The sequence below is a fragment of the Streptomyces sp. NPDC043896 genome, from assembly GCF_056435605.1.
In genome coordinates this window covers 236,634-254,318 of sequence record NZ_JBWKEE010000006.1, presented here as the reverse complement: position 1 = coordinate 254,318, position 17,685 = coordinate 236,634, and the positions used below count along the sequence as shown (strand labels likewise).

Sequence of the window (17,685 nt, the reverse complement as noted above, 5' to 3'; positions counted from 1 at the left end):
CCCGACACGTGAACGGGCCGGGGGTTCCCACCCTATGACGCCGTCCCCCCGGCCGCGCGGGGCATTCCGGCCCCACACGGGTGAGGGGGAGGCGTGGGGGCGCCGGGGCTCCGGGTCGTCCGGGGGGCCGGAGGGGCGGGGGAGTCCCCGCCGGCCCCGGCGGGGAGCGCCGCGGGGCCGGGCACCAGGGGGCGGAGGAAAGCGTTCCGGTTGGGGGTGAGAATCTGTCCGGATGCTGATACCCGGAAGCACCTCCAGCACCGGCATCCCGGCCGGACTGGCCGCCCGGGCCGCGCGCGGAGCGCCGTACGCGCTCACCGCCGCGCTCTTCCTCGCGTACACCGTGCTCTCGGTGACCCGCTTCCGGCGGATGGAGGAGGCCTCATGGGACCTCGGGATATTCGAGCAGGCGGTCCGGTCCTACGCCTGGCTCCAGCCGCCCGTGGTGGACATCAAGGGACCGGGCTTCAACATCCTCGGCGACCACTTCAGCCCGGTCATCGCCCTGATCGCCCCGCTCTACCGGCTGTTCCCCGGCCCCGTCACCCTGCTGGTGGTGCAGGCGGCACTGTTCGCGCTGTCCGCCCTGCCCGTCACCCGGGCCTCCGTACGGCTCCTCGGGCAGGCCCGAGGGCTCGCGATCGGGGCGGCGTACGGACTGTCCTGGGGGATCCAGCGGGCCGTCGAGTTCGACTTCCACGAGATCTGCTTCGCCGTACCGCTGCTGGCCTTCGCCCTGGAGGCGCTGCTCGCGGACCGGTGGCGGGCCGCCCTGGGCTGGGGGCTGCCGCTGCTGCTGGTCAAGGAGGACCTCGGCGTCACCCTGGCCGCCCTCGCGCTCGTGGTCGCCTGGCGGGCCCGGCGCACCGACCGGCCGGCCGCGCGGCTCGCGGTCGCCGTGGCCGTCGCGGGAGCGGCCGCCGCGGCACTGGTGTTCACGGTGGTGATCCCCGCCTTCGCCGCCGACGGCTACGCCTACTGGGAGAAGCTCGGCGGGGACGGCGGCGGCCCGCTGCGCGGCCTCGGCACGAAACTGACCACCCTCGGCTGGGTCCTCGTCCCCACCACCGGGCTCCTCGCGCTGCGCTCCCCGCTGCTGCTGGTGGCCGTGCCGACCCTGGGCTGGCGGCTCCTGTCGGGTGACCCGCACTACTGGTCCACCGACTTCCACTACAGCGCCGTCCTGATGCCGGTCGTCGCCCTGGCCCTGGCCGACGCCGTCGACACCGCACGCCGCAGCCCCCGGCCGCGGGTGCGCTCGTACGCTGTTCAACTCCCCGGGGCGGTGCTCGCGGCCGCCCTCGCGCTGAGCGCCACCAGCATGCCGCTCGCCCGGCTCGGGGAGCGGGCCGCGTACGCGAAGCCCGAGCGTGCGGCCGCCGTCGAGCGGCTGCTGGAGCACATCCCGGACGGGGTGCGGGTGGAGGCGGACAACGGGCCGCTGACCCGGCTCACCTCGCGTTGCACAGTGTTCTGGATCGGCAACACCAAGGGCGTGCTCCCCGCGTTCCTCGTGTTCGACAACTCCTCCGGCTGGGCCGGCGACCCCCTCGCCTACGCCGGACAGCTCCATCCGGGGTCGCGGTTCGCGCTGGTGGGCGAGGCGGGCGGGTACGTCCTGCTCCAGCGGACGCTCTGAGCCGCGGCAGCCCGGCGGATCCATGCGAGGGGGTCGGCCACCGAACCAGCGCCGGACCCCGGGACGGCCCCGGGACGGCCCCGTGACCGGCCCGGCGACGGCCCCGTGACCGGACCCGGCGACACACGACACACGACGCACGACGCCGGCCCCGGACCGTCCCTGCGGACGGTCCGGGGCCGGCGCCTCCCCCCGTACTGCTCCCCCGTGGTTCCCCCGTACGACCGCCCCCGCTATTCGGCGGCGATCGCGTTCAGTACGTTCATCCGCCCCGCCCGGAAGGCCGGGACCAGTGCGGCGAACAGGCCCACCAGGGCCGAGCCGGCGAAGACGCCGATGATGGTCGGCCACGGGATCTCCAGCACCTCCAGCCCCTGGAGGGCGAGGAGCTGCTGAGCGGTGGCACCCCAGCCCATGCCCAGGCCGAGGCCCAGCAGGGCCCCGAAGAGGGCGATGACCACCGACTCCAGACGGATCATGCGGCGCAGCTGGCGGCGCGAGAGCCCGATGGCGCGCATCAGGCCGATCTCGCGGGTCCGCTCGACCACCGAAAGGGCCAGGGTGTTCACCACACCCAGCACCGCGACGATGATCGCGAGGGCGAGGAGCCCGTAGACCATGTTGAGCAGCTGCCCGACCTGGTCCTTGAGGTCCTGCTTGTAGTCGGTCTGGTTCAGCACCTTGTACTGCGGATACTCGGCCATCGCCGACTTGAGCGCCGTGTAGGCGCTGTCGGCCTGCCCCTTCTCGGCCTTGGCCAGCAGCATGAACGGACGCGCCAGCTGGTCGGCCGGGATGTTGGCCTCGGCGGTCGCGGTGCTGATGTACTTCACGCCCTTGTCGAGGTTGCCCTCGTCCAGGGTGATCGCGGCGACCTTCAGCTTGACGCTCTTGCCGCCGTTGAACGCGACCGTCAGCTCGTCGCCGACCTTCACACCGTGCTTCGCGGCGTACTCGGAACCGACCGCCATCGAGCCTGCCGCGTACGCGTCCTCGTGCCGGCCCGCGCTCATCTTGCGGCGCACGTCCTGCGCGTACGTCGGGTCGGTGGCGCTCAGCCGGTCCTGGGCGGAGGTGCCGTCCGGGGCGGTGATCTTCGCCTCGACCTCGCGGTACGCGGTGACGTGGTCCAGGCCCTTGGTGCCCCGCATGGCCTGCTCGGCCTGCGGCATCATCGGCTGCCCGCCCTGCGAGGCGACGATGTAGTCGGCGCCGACCGTGCGGTCGAGTTCGTCGGTGGCGGAGGCCACCATGGAAGAGCCGACCACCGACAGGCAGGCGACGAGCGCCAGTCCGATCATCAGCGCGGCGGCCGTGGCGCCGGTGCGGCGCGGGTTGCGCAGCGCGTTGCGCTCCGCGAGCCGGCCGACGGAACCGAAGGGCCGCAGCACCGGGGCGGCGAGCGCCCGGACCACGACACCGGCCAGCAGCGGGCCGATCACGACGAAGCCGATGAGGCTGAACAGCACCCCGACGGCCAGCCACAGCGAGCCCTGCGAGGCCTTCTCGGCGGCCGCGGCGAGGAAGAGGGCCGCGCCGCCGGTGCCCGTCAGGACGAGGCCGAGCACCGCACGGACCGTACCGGCCTTCTTGTCGCCGGGGGTGCCGGCGTCGCGCAGGGCGGCCATCGGGGAGACCTTGCCGGCCCGGCGGGCCGGGACGTAGGCGGCGATGACGGTGACGACGGTGCCCAGGACCAGGCCGACGACCGGCGTCGTCCACTTGACCGTGAGATCGGCGGTGGACAGCTGCATGCCCATCTGGCCCATGAGCTTCATCAGGCCGACGGCCAGGCCCACGCCCGCCGCGACACCGGCGACGGAGCCGACGACACCGAGCAGCAGGGCTTCGAGCAGCACGGAACGGTTGATCTGGCCGCGGTCCGAGCCGATGGCGCGCATCAGGCCGATCTCTCGGGTGCGCTGGGCGACCAGCATCGAGAACGTGTTGAAGATGAGGAAGATGCCGACGAGGAAGGCGATGCCGGCGAACCCGAGCATCACGTACTTCATGACGTCGAGGAAGCCCATGTCCTTCTTGTTGGCGGCCGTGGCCTCCTTGGCCGTCTGCAGCTTGTACGTGTCCGCGCCGACCGCGGCCGCCACGTTCTTCTTCAGCTGCTCGTGGCTCACGCCGTCCTGGGCGGTGACGCTGATGTGGGTGAAGGTGCCGGCGGCGCCGAGCAGCTTCTCCTGAGAGGTGGCGGTGTCGAAGTAGACGACGGCCGCGCCCGGGTTGGTCACGGTGAAGGAGGCGATACCGCTGATCTTCGCCCGGATGTCACCGGTGACGGCGATGGTGCGCAGCTCGTCCCCGAGCTTGAGGCGGTGCTTGTCGGCGGTGTCGGCGTCGACAAGCACCTCGGTGGGGCCGCGCGGGGCGTGACCGGAGGTGATCTTCATCGACTTGAGCTCGTTGTCGTTCCAGTTGCCCGCGATGGTCGGGGCTCCGGTGGTCGACCCCATGTTCTCGTTCTTGGAGTTGACGACCGTCACCGCCATCGAGACGACGCCGCCCTCGGCGGACTTCACGCCCTGGGCGCCGCGCACCTTCTCCACCGCCGAGCCGGGCAGCACCTGGGGCTTGCCGCGGCTGGAGATCTCCTCGCCCTCCTCGGCTTCCCTGGGGGTGACGGTGACGTCGGAGCTGGTGACCGCGAACAGTTTGTCGAAAGTGGTGTTCATGGTGTCCGTGAACACCAGGGTTCCGCAGACGAAGGCGACCGAGAGCAGCACGGCGACGGCGGAGAGCGCCATCCTGCCCTTGTGCGCGAAGAAGTTGCGCCGCGCGGTCTTCATGACGGTCACGAGGTCCGCCCGCGCGCGTCGAAGTCCTTCATCCGGTCCAGGACCTGGTCGGCCGTGGGCCCGTACATCTCGTCGACGATGCGGCCGTCGGCGAGGAAGATGACGCGGTCCGCGTAGGAGGCGGCGACCGGGTCGTGCGTGACCATCACGATGGTCTGGCCCAGCTGGTCCACGGACTGGCGCAGGAAGCCGAGCACCTCGGCTCCGGCGCGCGAGTCCAGGTTTCCGGTCGGCTCGTCGCCGAAGATGATCGCGGGGCGGGCGGCGAGGGCGCGGGCGACCGCCACGCGCTGCTGCTGGCCGCCGGACAGCTCGGTCGGACGGTGCTTGAGCCGGCCCGCGAGGCCCACCGTCTGCACGACCCTGTCCAGCCACTGCGGGTCGGGCTTGCGGCCCGCGATGTCCATGGGGAGGGTGATGTTCTCCAGGGCGTTGAGCGTGGGCAGCAGGTTGAACGCCTGGAAGATGAAGCCGATCTTGTCCCGGCGCAGCTGCGTGAGCTTCTTGTCCTTCAGCCCGGTGATCTCGGTGTCCTCCAGGTGGATCTGCCCGCTGGTCACCGTGTCCAGACCGGCCAGGCAGTGCATCAGCGTGGACTTGCCGGAGCCGGAGGGGCCCATGATCGCGGTGAACTGCCCGCGGTGGACGTCCACGTCCACGTGGTCGAGGGCGACGACACGGGTCTCGCCGGAGCCGTAGGCCTTGACGACCTGGCGCGCCCGGGCCGCGACGGAGTTGTGTCCTCCGCCGCTCCCGCGCCTGGTCTCGGTCATCGCCGTTGTCACGGTGCTGTCTCCCCTGTTGGTGTTCATGTGTGTCTGCGCCGGTCGCTCCGGTCGCGCTGGTCGCTCCGGTACGTGCACCGTCGCCGTCGAAGTCTGCGGTGCGGGGGGCGCCGGGCGCGCTGGTGCTCATCGCCGTATCCGCCGGGGGGTTAACCCCACCCCGCCCCCGGCGGCCCCGCTCGTATGAACCAGTTAAGGACGCCGCGGGCCGTCCGTCCTCCTCCGCCGGGACGAACGTCCCCTGGGCCCAAATGCTGAGCCGCCCCTAGGGGTTGTCCACCCTTCGGCGGACCGGGGGTAGGGGGCACCGACGGCCGGCGCCGGCGGACGCGGCGCCCGTGAGACGGGGATACCGTCCGCGGCGGCCCGGTGAGATGGTGTTCCCCGCAGACGAGGGGAACACGGTGGAATCAGGCGAAAACGGGTCGGAAGCACCCGCTGAAGGAGCGGCGGACCTCACCGGAACCGATGGAGCCACCGGAAGAAAGGTTTCCGCAGGACGTGCCGCCGCAGGGTCCTCCCCCGGATCCGACCCCGGGTCGTCCCCCGGGTCGCCCCCCAGGTCCGAACCCGGGGCGTCCCCGGGATCCTCCTCGGGGAGGAGGTCGGGCAGGACCTCCGGATCCTCCTCGGGAACACCCTCCGGGAGGACCTCCGGGAAGACCCCGCCGCCCGACCCCGCCGCCGACGGAGGCACACCCGGGCGTCCGCCCACCCGCGTGGTGGTCTCGCTGATGCTGAGCATGGCCCTGGTCGCGCTCGACAGCACCATCATCTCCACCGCCGTCCCGCAGATCGTCGGCGACCTCGGCGGGTTCTCCGTCTTCTCCTGGCTGTTCTCCGGCTACCTCCTCGCCGTCACCGTCACCCTCCCCCTCTACGGCAAGCTCAGCGACACCTTCGGCCGCAAGCCCGTCCTGCTCTTCGGCACCGCCCTGTTCCTCGCCGGCTCCCTGCTGTGCGCGTCCGCGTGGAACATGGCCGCGCTCATCGCCTTCCGGATCGTCCAGGGACTGGGCGGCGGCGCCCTGCAGAGCACCGTCCAGACCCTGGCCGCCGACCTCTACCCGCTGCGCGACCGCCCCCGCATCCAGGCCAGGATGACCACCGTCTGGGCGAGCTCCGCCCTGCTCGGCCCGGTGCTCGGCGGAGTGCTGGCCGGGTACGCGGGCTGGCGCTGGACCTTTCTGATCAACGTGCCGCTCGCCGGGCTCGCCCTCTGGCTGACCGCCCGCCACCTCACGGAACCCGTACGCTCCCCCGGGCGCCGGGGCCCGGTCGACTGGGCCGGGGCGCTCGCCGTCTTCGCCTGCGGCGGGCTGCTGCTGTTCGCGCTCGTCCAGGGCGGGGTGGCCTGGCCCTGGCTGTCGGCGCCCTCGCTTTCCCTGCTGGGCGCGAGCGCGGTGCTGGCCGCGGTGGTGGTCCGGGTGGAACGCCGCGCCGAGGAACCGATCCTCCCCGGCTGGGTGTGGCGCCGGCGCACCATCGCCGCCGTGAACCTGGCGATGGGGGCGCTGGGGCTGCTGATGGTCGCCCCGATGGTGTTCATGCCGACGTACGCCCAGTCCGTACTCGGACTCGGGCCGGTCGGCGCCGGGCTGCTGACCGCCCTGATGACCCTGACCTGGCCGCTGTCGGCCGCCTTCTGCCAGCACGTGTACCGGCGCATCGGCTTCCGCGACACCGCCGCCCTGGGGATGGGGCTGGCCTCGGTCATCCTGCTCGCCTTCACCCTGCTGCCGTACCCGGCGCGGCCGTGGCAGCCCGCGCTGGTCATGCTGCTGCTGGGCGCCGCCCTCGGTCTCTTCCAGCTGCCGCTGGTGGTCGGGGTGCAGTCGACGGTGGGCTGGGCCGAGCGGGGGACCACGACGGCCTCGGTGCTGTTCTGCCGCACCGTCGGGCAGAGCGTGGGGGCCGCGCTGCTGGGGGCGGTGGCCAACGCGACCGTCGCCGCCCGGCTGGCGCAGACGCCGCTGCCGGGGCTGCCGGAGCGGCTCGACGACGTGTCGCGGGCCCTGGCGGAGCCGGCCGGCCTCTCGCCGGCCGCCTCGGAGCAGCTGCGGGGGGCGGTGGCGGCCGCGGTGGAGCACATCTTCCTCGGCGCGACGGCCGCGGGGGTGGCGGCGCTGCTGGTGCTGCTGCTGGTGGCTCCGCGCAGGTTCCCGGTCCTGCCGGAGCACGAGTAGCGCCGGGCGGGGCGGCGGAGCCGGGGGCACGGGTTGTCATGCCCGGGCCCAGTGGGTGACCCTCTTGCCCAGGACCGTTTCCGGGGGGACCGCATGACATCCGCATTCTTCGCGCTGGCGTTACTGGCCGCCTTCGCCGGACCCGTGGTCCTGCGCCTGCGCCGCCGGCCCGGCTTCGTCACCGGCCGCGACGGCCGGCTCTCCACCTCCACCACCCTCGCCCTGGCCTGGACGGTGCTCCTGGTCTGGCTGCTGCTCGCGATCCTCGCGTACGGGCTGACGGCCGGCGGCGGCATCGGGTACTTCCGCGGCACCGGCTCCCAGGGCCCGCTGGCGCCGCTGACCTCCGTCTACCTGCCGCTGCTCGGGGGCCCGTACGTGGCGCTGATCGCGGCGAAGGCCGTCGTCGGGTTCCGGCTGGAGCACGGCAGCCTGGCCAAGCCCGCCCCGAAGCCGACTCCCGGCGGGCGCCGCCCGCTGCGGGAGCTGATCGCGAACGACAGCGGCCGGACCGACCTCGTGGACCTCCAGTACGTCGCCCTGAGCGCGGTCACCATGCTCTACGTCGTCCTGTTCTTCCTCTCCGACGTGGGCGGCGGGCTCCCGCGGCTCCCCGCCGAGATCTGGGCACTGACCGGGGCTCCGGCGGGGGCGTACCTGGTGAACAAGATGGCCGCCCGCGCCAACCCGGTGATCACCGGTGTCACCGTCTCCCCCGACGGGCGGCTCACCGTCGAGGGCGGCGGCTTCACCGAGCCCCGCCTGACGGTGGACGGCACCCCGCTGGAGGTGACCCAGGACCCGGCCACGGGCACCCTGACCGCCCCGCTCCCGGCCACGGCGAAACCCCCGTTCGCCGTGGTGGTCGACTCGCGCGGGCTACGGAGCGACCCGTACCGCTACGTCGGCACCCCGGCGGCACCCCACCCGCAGCCGGCCGCCGACGCGCCGTGACGGGGCGCGGCGTGGCGTGACGGGGCGTGACGGGTCCCGGGCATGACGGGGGCCCGGCACCCTCGGGCGCCGGACCCCGCGTTCGTCAGGGGAAGGATCAGCCCAGCGCGCGGATGGCGGAGTCGATGAAGTCGGCCTCCTCCTCGCTCTCCTCGGTCTCCTCGCTGTCGTCGCTCTCGGCCGGCGCCTGGACCGGAGCCTGGGCGGCCTCCTCGCGCTTCTCTTCCGGCCGTCCCTGCTGACCCTTCTCGGCGGCCTCGAAGACGACGGCGACGGCCGGGAGGTCACCCGCCTTCTCACCCGGGCCCGCGGCCGCGACCGGCTCGCCCTCGCAGTTCCTGTTGTCGAAGAACAGGGCCACCTTGTCGGTCTCGTTGACGACCTCCTCGATCGAGGCCTTGTCGGTCACGGCCAGGGCGTGGCACGTGCCCTCGGTCAGGTCGCTCACCTGCCCGGTCTTGCTTTCGCCGTCCTGGAGGAAGCTGTAGCTGAGGGCATCGCCGTCGTCCGCGAGAGCGGTGGCGGCGGTCGGCAGGACGAGGGCGAGGGCTCCGGCGAGGGCTACGGCGGTGGTACGAAGACGCATGAGGGGGGTTCCGTTCTTCTCTTCCGCGGGCGGATGCCGGTCCGGTGGCATCCGGGAGGGAGCGTAGAAGCGCGACGCGGAGCAGAAACCTTTCACCATCGGGAGCGCGCCCCGAGGTTCACCCGCCCTGCCCCCCTCGGACGGTCATCCCGCCCGCTCCCGCGAGGAGATCGGCCCCCCTCCGGCTCTCGGCGCCCAGACACCTCGCGCACCGGCGCGCGGCCCCGCCAGCAGGGCACACCGCAGCGACTTGAACACCGTGCAATACCGCTAGGAACGGAAACCTATGATCCCGAACCCCGGCCGCACCTCGACCTGACGCAGCCAGCCCAGCACGTCCGCCACGGCCTCCGCCACGTCCCGTTCGAGCAACGGAGCACGTCCCTGCAGCTTCGTCTCCTCGTACTGTTCCAGCGCCTTGACGCACTGGCCGTACGTCCACTCCCCGCAGCCCGGCGTGTACGTGTGCGGCAGCCCGCCGGGCAGGTCCGCGAAGTCGAAGTCCTCGACGGAGACGGCGGTCACGTTCAGCGCCCGGAGCCCGGCGTCGACCATGGACAGCCACTCCCCCCGGTACGGACTGAAGGAGGAGTTGTCCAGGAACGACCCGGTCAGGTCACAGAGCCGCTTGTAGGCGTAGGCGTACTGGAAGGCGTGCTCCCGGTCCTCGCTGAACGGCCCGCCGTGCACCACCGCGCGCAGCGCCTCGTACGCGGTGGGCGCGCCGTTCGCGATCTCGGAGTCGAACCAGTCGTCGGCGTGCGCGAGGTCGTCGGCGCGCTCGTACCGGATGACGTCGAGGAGGGCGTCGTCGCGGGAGCCGACGAGGGCGTGGGTGGCGTTCAGATCGAGCAGGTAGACACTCAGCGAGGAACTCATCCCGGGAGGCTAACGCGGGCTACTGACAAGCCCCTTGGCGAACCGGGGCCGCCTGCGGCCGAGCGGGCCGCCGCACGGGTCCGCTCCCCCCTCCCCGCCCTCCGCCCGGCCACTCCTGGAACCTCCGCCGAAGCGGTCGGCGAGACCGGAGGCACCGGCCGGGGGCGGGGGCGGGGCGGGGTGGGGTGTCGGCCGGGACCCAAACGAGATGAACTCGGCGCCCGTCACCGCTCCGCGACCGGACCCGGAACAGGCGCCGAACATCGAAGCCCGTCCCGGACGACACCCCACCCCGCCACCGGCCCCCGCAGCCCCGCCCGGCGGGGCAAACACCCGACCGCAGCACCGCCCAGCAGGGCAAACACCCGACCGCGGCACCGCCCAGCCGGGCGGACGCCCCGCAGGGCGATCACCCCACCGCAGCGCCGCCCGGCCAACCCGGCACCCCATCCCGCAGCACCCCCACCAGGGCAACCGCCCGGCCAACGCAACCGCCCCGCCAGGCCAACCACCCCGCCAGAACAACCGCCCGGCCAGGGCAACCGCGACCGCCTACCCCTCCGCCGGCGCCCGCCCCGTCAGCGCCGCCAGGCTGGAGCGGACGTGGCTCATGTGCGCCCGCATCTCCTCCTCCGCCTCCGCGTGCTCCCGCAGGATCCGGTCCGTCTCCCGCGCCGTCCGCTCCTCCCGGACCCGCGCCTGCGCCACCAGCTCCTCCGCCCGCGCCTCCGCGTCCTCCTGGCCGTGCCGCGCCGACTCCTCCGCCTCCGCGTACCCCCGCCGCGCCTCCGCCAGCCGCGCCTCCGCGTACCGCTCCAGCTCCGCGTACCGCGCGTCCTGTTCCTCCGCCCGCGCCGCCAGCTCACGCCCGGCCGCGTCCCACCGCTCCACCTGCTCCTGCTCGCGCTCCGCGAGCAGCGCCTGCGCCCGGCGCGCCGTCTCCGTCAGCGACGCCTGCGCCTCGGCCCGCCACCCCGCCGCGTCCTCCCGCGCCTCCGACCGCAGCGCGTCCGCCTCCCGCTGCGCCCGCAGCAGTCCCTGCCGCGCCCGCACCTCGGTCTGCTCCCGCACCGCCTCCGCGTCGTGCCGCGCCAGTTCCGCCACCCGGTCGGCGTGCGCCTCGGCCGCGCCCGCCGCCTCCGCCGCGTCCGCCCGCGCGTCCTCCCGCAGGACCTCGGCCTCCTCCTGCGCCAGCAGCAGGATCCGCCGCGCGCGCTCGCTCAGCTCGTCGTACGTCTGCGGTGCCAGCGCGGCGACGGCCGCCCGCAACCGCTCGGCCTCCGCCTCCATCTGACGGGCCAGCACCGTCAGCCGCGCCACCCGCTCCCACGCCTCGTCCCGACTGCCTGACAACCGCGCGAGATACCGGTCGACCTCGTCCATCCGGTAGCCGCGGCCGCGCACGGTCGCAAAGGGTGAAGTCATCCTGGGAGCGCCTCTCTCGCGGGGATTGCTGTCAAGGATGCGTCATTTGCTCGCAGAAGCCGGAATGGCCGGGCCGGGTCCCCCACACGAGGAGACCCGGCCCGGCCACGCCTGCGTTCATCCGGTCAGAGCAGTCCGTCCCACATCTGCTCCAGCAGCACCGACCACCAGCTCTCCGGCGAGGCCAGCGCCGCACTGTCGAGCCCCGCCAGATTCGCCTGGAAATCGACGGTCCAGCGCCCGGCCTGCTCCGGCGTCAGATGCTGGCGCAGCCGCCACATGTGACCCAGCATCGCCAGCGACCGCGCGAACTGCGGCAGGCTCGAATTCACGAACTGCGGCGGCACGGGCGCCCCACCGGGGCCGGCCTCCACCGGCACCGCCACTATGTGCGCGGTCCCGTACTGAACGCACAGCGCCTTGCCGAAGTCGCTGCCCACCACCAGGTACGAGCCCGCGTCGGACGCCGGCTGCACCCCGCGCTGCGCCGCCAGCTCGGCCAGCGTCGGCACCGGCTGACCCGGCACCGCCTGCGCCCAGAAGAACGGGCCGAAGTCGACCGGCAGACCCGCCCACATCAGGGTCTGCGCCACGATCTCCGGCACGCCCTGACGGGACACCGCCCGCTGGTCGTAACGGAACACGCCCTGCGGCCCGAAGGCCCCCGCCAGCTCCTGCGCGATCGCGTCCATCGGGATCGCCGGCTGGAGCGGGACCTGCGGCAGCGGCGCCCGGACCGGCGCGGGACGCGCGGGCCCGTCCGCCACCTGGTGCAGCTCACCCTGATGGGTGAGCAGGTGACGCATGCCCTGCTGACGGCCCGCGTGGTCGGTCCCGTACGGGGCCACGCTGGTGATCCGCACCTGCGGCCAGGTCTCCCGGATCATCCGGGCGCAGTAACCGCCCGGCAGCTCGCAGGAGGCCAGCTCGGTGTGCAGCTCCAGCACCTGCTGCGGCGGCACGTTCATCGACCGCAGCTCGTACAGGATCTGCCACTCGGGGTGCGGGGTACCGGGCGCCGAGCGGCGGATGAGCTGCTGCTCGGAGCCGTCGGGCGCGCGGTAGCGCAGCACCGCCTGGTAGCCGGGACCGACCGTGGGCACGCCGGACGGAGCCTGCGGCTGCCCCGCCGGACCGGGCGGCGGGCCGGGAGGCGTGCCGGGCGGGCCGGGCGGCTGCGGCACACCGGGACCGGCCAGCATGGTCGCGGCGTGGTGCGCCCCGCCCCCGGGAACACCAGGCGCCCCGGGAGCACCGGGAGCACCCGGGGCCCCAGGCGCGCCGGGAGGCCTGGGCGGCTGTACGACGGCAGGACCGGCCAGCATCGTCGCGGCGTGGTCCAGGCCCCCGCCCAGCGAACCGGACGCGGCACCGGGCGCACCGGGCGCACCGGGAGGGGCGGGCGGCCCGGGCGGCCCGGGCGGCGGCACCGCACCCGGCCCCGCGAGCATGGTCGCGGCATGGTGCGCACCGGCTCCGGGCGCACCCGGGGCACCGGGCGCCGCAGGAGCACCGGGCGGGGGCGTGGGCGTACCCGGCGTACCCGGCGGACCGGGAGGCGCGGGCGGCTGCACGACGGCCGGACCGGCCAGCATCGTCGCGGCGTGGTCCAGGCCCCCGCCCAGCGAACCGGACGCACCGGGAGCCCCCGGCGGACCAGGAGGCGCGGGCGGCGTACCCGGCGGACCCGGAGGCGTCGGCGGCCCGCCCGGCGCCGCGAGCATCGTGGCGGCGTACTGCGCCCCGCCACCCGGCGCCCCAGGAGCACCGGGAGCACCCGGAGCACCCGGCGTACCCGGAGCACCCGCCGGCGGCGCCGGCGGTACGTGCGGAGGCGGAGGAGCCTGCGGCGGCTGACCCGGCTGCGCGACCCCGCCGGCCGGGGAGACCCGGGCCCGGCTCGTCGGCGCGTCGGCGATGGCCGCGGCGTCCGGCGGAACCACCAGCGCCGGGGCCACGGTCGTCTTCGGCAGCTGGCTGCCACCCGCCATCAGCGTGGTCTTGGCCTCCGAGCCCACCCCGGAGCCGGAGGGCGCGTCCTCCAGGTCGGAGCCGGACAGCGGCGGCGCGAACACCGTGGCGGGCAGCGGCACCGACCCGTCGTCGGCGCCGGAGTTCACATCGGTACCGGCCCACGGCGTGGACCCGACGGGCACCCCGTCGTTCGCGGTCGGCTCGTAGGGCACCTCGCCCCCGCGCCTCAACGGAACGGCATCCTCCACACCCGCACCTCCGGCACCGGAGCCGGAACCGGAACCGGAAGCACCCGCACCGGAAGCACCGGCACCAGCGGAACCCGCACCACCCGACGCCCCACCCGAAGACCCCGAAGACCCGGAGGACCCCGAAGACCCGGAAGACCCCGAAGACCCGGAAGACCCCGCCGGCGGAATCCCCGCCCGGTCCGCCGCCTCCTGCAGCCACTGCGGCGGCGTCAGCATGAACGACGTCTGCTCCGAATCGATCCGCGGCGGCGGAACCGAAGCCTCCGAAGCCACCGGCGCGGCAGCCGCCCCGTACTCCTCCTCGTACCGCCGGATCACCTCGCCCACCGGCAGCCCCGGCCACAGCGTCACCTCACCGCTGTCCCGCGCGATGACCAGCCGCTGCCGCCCACCGCCGGACACCGGACCGGCCGCCCGGTCCTCGGCCCACACCACGAACCCGAGCCCGAACTCCCGTACGCGCACCTCACGATGCTGGTACGCGGGCACGTCCCCGTTGATCCACTCCTCGGCGCGCTCCTGCGCCTGCGCGAACGTCACCACGACGCCCTCACCCCTCACCCATGCCGGCGCCGGACACTGCAACCGAACGCGCGAATCCGCCGTCCACCATCAGACCGGCCACCGTCTCCAGCTCCGGCGGATTACCCGCCAAACGCTCCAGGAAGGCATCGAAATCGGCACCGCACGGCAGCAACAGACGCTCCACCCGCTCCTGCACCGACCAGCCGTCCCGGTCACGCGCGTCGTCGTACGGGGAGAACCAGACGGAGCCCACGCCCTCGCCCTTCACCTTCACCGCGAGCAGCCCGCCCTGCACGAAGCCCACGCACAGGTAGTCCTTCGTCAAGTGGTCCCGAAGGCACTTGTTGACGTACACGAGGTCGTTGACCGCCGCCTCCTCACGCACCGTGAAGAACGGCTGGTCCACCAGCAGCCCCAGCTCCACCAGCAGCCCCGCACCCACCGGGGCACAGCCGCCGGCCGCCTTCAGGAACGAGCGGTACGCCTCCGGAAGCCGGTAGCCGAGGTCCTCCTCGACCCCCTGCACCTGGAGCTCCGACACCGCCACCGGACCCTTCGGCAGCCCCAGGTGCGCCGGACGCGCCTCCTGCAGCGGCCGCGCACCGCGCTTGTCGTGGTCCACCGGAGCGGTCGCCAGACCCGCGTGGTGCCGCAGCAGCGCCTTCACCTCGACCGGGACGAGCTCCATCCGCCGCGATCCGGCCACGTGGTGCCACGTCCAGCCGTGCGGGGTCGCCACCGGGCCCACGGTGTCCCACAGCGGGTGGCCCGCCGCGCGCATCGCCGCGTTCGCGGACACGAAGTCCGTCAGCCGCAGCTCGTCCACGCCGAAGCCCTCCGGCGGCTCGGCGATCTCCACGGCCGCGCGCGCGTAGCGCGAGAAGTCGGGATGGCCGTTGCCGTCCATCCGCACCCCGTGGGGATGCCGCGCGGCCCGGACGGGGTCCGGGAAGTGCACGACCTGCCCCGAGTACGCGGCGTTGGGTGGCGCGGCCTGGTGCCCGAGCCGACCTGTCGTCATGGCGGTAGCCCCCTGCTGGATCTGGCTGGTTCACCACAGCCTATGTGCTCCGGCAAGACCCCCGGCCGCCCCCGACCCCCGCACGCGCCGACGGGGCGGGAACATCCGAATTGATACGAATATTCGACCCCGCTTCCACACGACAGGTGACATTTGACAGGCTGTCCCGCAGCACGGGGGCGTGCGCGACAGCGACCACCACCGCCGCCACGGGAGGGAAGAGCAACCATGCAGACCGCGACCACACACACAGCGGCCACACAAAACGCGGCACCCGGCACGAGCCGGCAGCAACCCGCCGCGGCCGGCCCCGCCGGCGATCCCCGCCTGCGCTGGAGCAGCACCGGAACCGCCCACACCACACCCGTGCTCCGGTTCCGCCGCGACGGCATCCTCCCCACCGTCGCCGCCGCCCTCTCCGTCCGCGGCGAAACCCTCACCGGCACCGCCGGCAAGGGCGACCAGCCGCCCGCCCTGCACCCCCTCGTCCAGGACTTCCTCGACACCCTCACCAGCGGCCAGCGGGAACGCTTCACCGGCCGATGCCCCGAAGCCATCCTGCTCTCCCGCCACCTCACCGCCGTCGAAGGCGCCCGCAGCAAGCGCGCCTCCCGCAAACCCCTCTCCGCGAGCGAAGCCCGCCGCTCCCTCAAGCACGCCCGCATAACCGCCCGCCGCATCCGCGAGGACGGCGACCCCCTCCACGGCACCTACGCACCGCCCTGCCGCTCCTGCGACGCCCTCCTCAACCACTTCGGCGTACGCCCCGTCGACCTCACCCACCCCGAGTAGCCGCCATGACCGCGTCCTCCGCCTCCTACGACCGCTCCTCGGCCACCCGCTTCCCCGGCCCCGTGGACTCCGCCCTGCGCACCGCCGGATGGGAACCCGGCCGCTGGGACATCAAGCAGGCCGAATACTGGGCCGACGCCCTCCGCGACCACACCACCCCCGCAGGCCACCGGCACACCGTCTTCCCCGCCGCCGTCGAGGCCTGGGCCGAATTCGGCGGCCTCACCCTCACCGCCCCGGGCCCCGGCCGCCAGATAGCCCCCACCGCCGTCCGCGTCGACCCGCTCACCGGCCTCCACCTCGCCCGCACCTTCGCCGACCTCGGACGGGCCCTGTCCACCCAGCTCTGCCCGCTCGGCGCCGGCACCGACGGCGGCTCCCACCTCGCCATCGACCGCGAAGGCCGCGTCTACCTCGTCGACCACACCGGCGACTGGTACCTCGGCGCCGGACTCGACGAAGCCCTCACCCTCCTCCTCACCGGCCTCCAGCCCGCCCGCCTCACCACGGGCTGACCCCCGGCCACCCCGCCCGCCGGCCCTCCCCACCCCGGGCCGGCACCCCGCCGCCGGCACGGCTACCGCACGGCCGGCAGCACCGCCGACACCCTGAACCCACCCGCGTCCGTCGGACCGGACACGAACACCCCGCCCAGCCCCAGCACCCGCTCCCGCATCCCCACCAGCCCGTTCCCCCCACTGGGCAGATCCGCCCCCCGCGCCTCCCCCTCGCACGGCCCGTTCTCCACCTGCATGGCCACCTCCCCCTCCCGGTGCGCCAGCCGTACGACGACCCGCGCGCCCGGAGCGTGCTTGTGGCAGTTGGTCAGCGCCTCCTGCACCACCCGGTACGCCGTCTGCTCCACCTCGGCCGGATACCCGCCGCCCTCACCCTGCACCAGCATCTCCACGACCATCCCCGCCGCCCGCGACTGCCCCACCAGCGCCTCCAGCTCCCCCAGCGAAGGCCCCTCCTCCGGCCCCGCCACCAGCGCCACCGGCCGCGCCTCGGCGACCGGCTGCTTCCCCGGAGCCCGCAGCACCCCCAGCATCTCCCGCAACTCCGTCAACGCCTGGCGCCCCATGTCACCCACCAGCGCCGCGTTCCGCACCGCCTTGACCGGATCCTTCGCCGCCACCGCCTGCAACGCCGCCGCGTGCACCACCATCAGCGACACCCGGTGCGCCACCACGTCGTGCATCTCCCGCGCGATCCGCGTCCGCTCCTCCTGACGGGCCCACTCCGCCCGCTCCTCCGCCCGGTCCGCCAGCAGCGACAGCTCCCGCTCCAGCGAGTCCGCCCGCTCCTGCAGGCTCTCCATCAGCCGCCGCCGCGCCCCCACGTACAGCCCGAGCAGGACCGGCGGCACGGTCAGCGCCACCGCCATGAACACGGACAGCACGATCACGAGCGTGCCGTCGGCCTCCACGTCCCCGCGGGTCTGCACGTACGTCACCACGAACGTCCCGGCCAGCGACATCACGGCCAGCGTCGCCAGGATCCGCCGCGGCACCTCGCACGCCGCCAGCGTGTACAGCCCCACCACACCCAGCAGGAAGCCCATCGTGGCCGGCGTGACGGCGATCCCGACCAGCACCACCGCCACCGGCCACCGCCGGCGCAGCACCAGCACGGACCCCGCCAGGACCCCGAACAGCACCCCGGCCCACACCGGCACCCCGGCCTCGCGGGCCGTCGGCACCCCCTCGAAGGCACACTCGACGGCCGACGCCACCCCCAGCCCCACGTCGAGCACCGCCGCCCGCCGCCGCTCCCACCACCAGGGCCCGTCCCGGCCCGTCCCCTCGCGCCCATCCCCCGTACTGGTCATGCCGTCCAGCGTACGCAGCGGGCCCAGCAC

The 17,685-nt window shown here is 74.0% G+C and carries 13 protein-coding genes; 5 read left to right on the top strand and 8 right to left on the bottom strand.

The window, feature by feature from the left end; genetic code table 11:
* Positions 1-232: 232 nt before the first annotated feature.
* The gene (locus AC069X_RS11325; RefSeq protein WP_478727405.1) at positions 233-1,639 is read left to right on the top strand and encodes a DUF2079 domain-containing protein; all 1,407 of its coding nucleotides are present in this window, start codon (positions 233-235) and stop codon (positions 1,637-1,639) included.
* Positions 1,640-1,872: 233 nt separating this feature from the next.
* Here AC069X_RS11325 and AC069X_RS11320 read toward each other — a convergent pair whose 3' ends face one another.
* Positions 1,873-4,446: an ABC transporter permease gene (locus AC069X_RS11320; RefSeq protein ID WP_478727403.1), complete on the bottom strand. Its 2,574-nt coding sequence runs from the start codon at positions 4,444-4,446 to the stop codon at positions 1,873-1,875.
* Positions 4,443-5,219 carry an ABC transporter ATP-binding protein gene (locus AC069X_RS11315; RefSeq protein ID WP_478727401.1) on the bottom strand — a complete coding sequence of 259 codons (777 nt, stop codon included), beginning with the start codon at positions 5,217-5,219 and terminating at the stop codon, positions 4,443-4,445. The genes AC069X_RS11320 and AC069X_RS11315 overlap by 4 nt, the downstream gene beginning before the upstream one ends.
* Before the next feature lie 386 nt (positions 5,220-5,605).
* Between AC069X_RS11315 and AC069X_RS11310 the strand changes: the two genes are divergently transcribed.
* Both AC069X_RS11310 and AC069X_RS11305 read left to right on the top strand, forming a co-directional pair.
* The gene (locus AC069X_RS11310; protein WP_478727399.1) at positions 5,606-7,417 is read left to right on the top strand and encodes an MDR family MFS transporter; all 1,812 of its coding nucleotides are present in this window, start codon (positions 5,606-5,608) and stop codon (positions 7,415-7,417) included.
* A 93-nt stretch (positions 7,418-7,510) separates the two neighbouring features.
* Positions 7,511-8,371 (top strand): hypothetical protein, encoded by an 861-nt coding sequence (locus tag AC069X_RS11305; protein ID WP_478727397.1) that lies wholly within the window; start codon positions 7,511-7,513, stop codon positions 8,369-8,371.
* A 97-nt stretch (positions 8,372-8,468) separates the two neighbouring features.
* Here the strand turns inward: AC069X_RS11305 and AC069X_RS11300 are convergent, their stop codons facing one another.
* From AC069X_RS11300 to AC069X_RS11280, 5 genes are all read right to left on the bottom strand, one after another.
* Positions 8,469-8,957 carry a hypothetical protein gene (locus AC069X_RS11300; RefSeq protein WP_478727395.1) on the bottom strand — a complete coding sequence of 163 codons (489 nt, stop codon included), beginning with the start codon at positions 8,955-8,957 and terminating at the stop codon, positions 8,469-8,471.
* A gap of 270 nt (positions 8,958-9,227) precedes the next feature.
* Entirely contained in the window at positions 9,228-9,836 is a 609-nt protein-coding gene (locus AC069X_RS11295) for a DUF7691 family protein (protein WP_478727393.1), read from the bottom strand.
* A gap of 552 nt (positions 9,837-10,388) precedes the next feature.
* Positions 10,389-11,261 carry a DivIVA domain-containing protein gene (locus tag AC069X_RS11290; RefSeq protein ID WP_478727391.1) on the bottom strand — a complete coding sequence of 291 codons (873 nt, stop codon included), beginning with the start codon at positions 11,259-11,261 and terminating at the stop codon, positions 10,389-10,391.
* Between the two features lie 125 nt (positions 11,262-11,386).
* Complete coding sequence (locus AC069X_RS11285) at positions 11,387-14,029, bottom strand: SUKH-4 family immunity protein (RefSeq protein ID WP_478727389.1); 2,643 nt, start codon at positions 14,027-14,029, stop codon at positions 11,387-11,389.
* Between the two features lie 7 nt (positions 14,030-14,036).
* A complete protein-coding gene (locus tag AC069X_RS11280; protein WP_478727387.1) occupies positions 14,037-15,032 on the bottom strand; it encodes an SMI1/KNR4 family protein in 996 nt (331 codons plus the stop codon).
* A gap of 228 nt (positions 15,033-15,260) precedes the next feature.
* On the opposite strand from AC069X_RS11280, the gene AC069X_RS11275 reads away from it, so the two are divergent.
* On the top strand, positions 15,261-15,824 hold the full coding sequence (locus tag AC069X_RS11275) for a YwqJ-related putative deaminase (RefSeq protein ID WP_478727385.1): 564 nt from the start codon (positions 15,261-15,263) through the stop codon (positions 15,822-15,824).
* Positions 15,825-15,829: 5 nt separating this feature from the next.
* Positions 15,830-16,339 carry an SUKH-3 domain-containing protein gene (locus tag AC069X_RS11270; protein ID WP_478727383.1) on the top strand — a complete coding sequence of 170 codons (510 nt, stop codon included), beginning with the start codon at positions 15,830-15,832 and terminating at the stop codon, positions 16,337-16,339.
* A 62-nt stretch (positions 16,340-16,401) separates the two neighbouring features.
* Here the strand turns inward: AC069X_RS11270 and AC069X_RS11265 are convergent, their stop codons facing one another.
* Positions 16,402-17,655, bottom strand: a complete 1,254-nt coding sequence (locus tag AC069X_RS11265) for a sensor histidine kinase (RefSeq protein WP_478727381.1) — start codon at positions 17,653-17,655, stop codon at positions 16,402-16,404.
* Between the last annotated feature and the right edge of the window lie 30 nt (positions 17,656-17,685).